Below are 2,513 nucleotides of genomic sequence, written 5' to 3'. Positions count from 1 at the left end.
TGATGCCGGAAATGGATGGTTATCAAACCATTCAGGCGATCCGAAAACAGAAAAGATTTGAGGTTCTACCTATAATAGCTATTACAGCTAGAGCCATGAATAACGAAAGAGAGAAATGTTTGACTGTTGGTGCAAATGACTATATCAGTAAACCAATTCAGCTTGATCAATTATTATCAGTAATTAGAGTTTGGTTAAGTGAAGACCTAGTATAAGAATTCCCCGTTATCGAAAAGCATGGCGGGGTATTTTTATGTAATTAAAGGACATTTGTTTTTTTTCTCGAATAAATAACGGGAGCTTTATTGAGGAGGAAATAACATGGAGTATAGAGGATCTTCTGTTTATGATAATGATGATTTTTTAAGTACCTATTTAATGAGGCGACAAAGGCAAGCGAGCCCTAATAATATCCTTGAAAAACCCGTATTGCTTCAGTTAATAGGTGAAGTAAAGGGGAAAAAGGTGTTGGATTTAGGATGCGGGGATGCAGAAATTGGGAAGGAACTTCTTGAAGGCGGGTGCAGCTTTTATGAAGGTGTAGATGGTTCCGTTAATATGGTCGCAAAAGCACAACAAACCATAACATCTAAAAATAGCCGTATACACTTGGCTTCTATGGAAGAATGGGATTTTCCTAGCGAGTCCTATGATCTTGTTATATCTAGATTGGCACTTCATTATCTGGAGGATTTACAAAAAGTAGTCCAACAGATACATCGTTCAATAAAACCAGGCGGCCACTTCATTTTTAGTGTACAGCATCCAATTCTTACTTCTTCTATTAATCATCCAGAGGGGGAGCAGAAAAGAAGTTCTTGGGTAGTCGATGATTATTTTAAAATGGGGGATCGAACAGAAAAATGGATGGGGAAAGATGTTATTAAATATCACCGGACTACAGAGGAATATTTTCGTATCGTCAATGACTGCGGATTTAGGGTATCCACCTTAAAAGAATGCACCCCTCAGCGGAAATATTTTACTAGTGAAGAAGAATATCTTCGGAGAGTGAGAGTGCCTGTCATTTTACTGATGAACTGCGAGAAGGATGGATAAGAGCGTATATCTCCAATCCAGCCATAGGTTAATCTATTCTTTTTCCGAGGATAATCAGATCACGTTCAACACCGTCAAGTTCAGCAACATCAGGTAAACAAGCCCATTGCTCAAATCCGAACTTTGAAAACAAACGAATACTTGGAAGGTTATGACCAAATATAAACCCTAGCAAATTTTTAATTCCGAGCGAGGGGCATTCGTTTATCGCTTTTTCTAAGGCTAGTTGTCCGACACCTTGTCCTCGGCATACTTCGTCTAAATATATACTAATCTCAGCAGTTGCGTGATAGGCAGGTCTGCCATAAAAAGATTGAAAACTAATCCAGCCTACTATTATTTTGTTTTGTAAAAGGACGTATAGAGGGCGGTTGGTTTTGTTGTGTTCATGAAACCATGGGAGCCGTGACTCTGGTGTAATTGGATCTAAGTCGGCGGTAACCATTCGTGAAGAGATTGTCGAGTTGTAAATTTCGATAATACGAGGTAAATCATTAAGTTCTGCGTGCTTAAATTGGATCATGCTCATAGATATTAGCTCCCTATTAAATTGATGTAAAGATATCATACGGGAATAATTCCAATTATGCTAGTTGAATTTAGTAGAGAAAGTGTTTGTTCTATTAAAAAAGGGTATAGAATAAAAAACATCATTGGCATGTTACAGAGGAGTGTACCCATGAAAAAAACAGCAATTTTTTTAATTATTTTGGTACTGATTTGTACCGTAATCTTTCAATTTCAGAAAAAGGAAAATAATAAAGAAGATCGAATAGTAATGGCTTTTGGTGATTCTCTCACACATGGAAAAGGTGATAAAAAGGGTCAAGAAGGCTATGTAGACGGATTGGAAGAGCAGTTAAATCAAGATGGAGAAAAACCTAAGGTGAAAATTTGGAATTATGGTATTCCAGGACAAGAAACAGATGGTGTGTTAAAGCAGTTAAATGATCTTGAAATAAATACAAAGCTGTACAAGGCAGAAGAATTCATTGTCTTTATTGGAACCAATGATTTCATAAATGCTAATGGCGGTGATCTGAAGCAGGTTCATGACAAGGACATTAAGCAAGCTAAAACAGAATACATCAGTCATTTCAAGAAAATAATATCGATTTTAGAAAAAGAAAATAAAGAGGCACCTATCTCAGTTATTGGTCTGTATAATCCTCAAGAAGATCGTGACGCGATTGAAAAGCATATTGTCGATTGGGATCATACGATTGCTGATATTGTAGAGAGTGACGAACGAATCACTTATATTCCTACGAACGATTTATTCAAAAATAAATCGAAAAAAGACTATTTTTCTGATTCTCTCCATCCCAATCAAAAAGGGTATGAATTAATTACAAAGCGTATATTAGAGAAAAATGACTTCCGTGAATCATAATAAAAAGTTATGCGCAAATGTCATGACATTTTCGGATAGCTTTTTTTACGTTTTACTAATT

At 36.3% G+C, this 2,513-nt stretch carries 4 protein-coding genes; 3 read left to right on the top strand and 1 reads right to left on the bottom strand.

What is annotated here, in order from left to right; translation table 11 throughout:
- Positions 1–215, top strand: a 215-nt coding sequence (locus AC52RT_RS00625; RefSeq protein WP_495538961.1) for a response regulator, incomplete at its 5' end; no start/stop codon positions are given.
- A 106-nt stretch (positions 216–321) separates the two neighbouring features.
- Positions 322–1,059: a class I SAM-dependent methyltransferase gene (locus AC52RT_RS00620; RefSeq protein ID WP_495538960.1), complete on the top strand. Its 738-nt coding sequence runs from the start codon at positions 322–324 to the stop codon at positions 1,057–1,059.
- A gap of 28 nt (positions 1,060–1,087) precedes the next feature.
- Here the strand turns inward: AC52RT_RS00620 and AC52RT_RS00615 are convergent, their stop codons facing one another.
- Positions 1,088–1,588: a GNAT family N-acetyltransferase gene (locus AC52RT_RS00615; RefSeq protein WP_495538959.1), complete on the bottom strand. Its 501-nt coding sequence runs from the start codon at positions 1,586–1,588 to the stop codon at positions 1,088–1,090.
- Positions 1,589–1,738: 150 nt separating this feature from the next.
- Here AC52RT_RS00615 and AC52RT_RS00610 point away from each other — a divergent pair, with 150 nt between their 5' ends.
- The gene (locus AC52RT_RS00610; protein WP_495538958.1) at positions 1,739–2,452 is read left to right on the top strand and encodes an SGNH/GDSL hydrolase family protein; all 714 of its coding nucleotides are present in this window, start codon (positions 1,739–1,741) and stop codon (positions 2,450–2,452) included.
- Positions 2,453–2,513 lie beyond the last annotated feature (61 nt).

The organism is Peribacillus sp., from assembly GCF_059453735.1.
Note: the sequence above shows the minus strand (reverse complement) of the source record. Positions and strands in the feature narration are given on the sequence as shown.

What these genes read in the sequence shown, in the direction of transcription:
- AC52RT_RS00620 (WP_495538960.1), top strand. Translation starts at nt 322, where the DNA reads ATGGAGTATAGAGGATCTTCTGTTTATGATAATGATGATTTTTTAAGT.
- AC52RT_RS00610 (WP_495538958.1), top strand. Translation starts at nt 1,739, where the DNA reads ATGAAAAAAACAGCAATTTTTTTAATTATTTTGGTACTGATTTGTACC.
- AC52RT_RS00615 (WP_495538959.1), bottom strand. Translation starts at nt 1,588, where the DNA reads ATGAGCATGATCCAATTTAAGCACGCAGAACTTAATGATTTACCTCGT.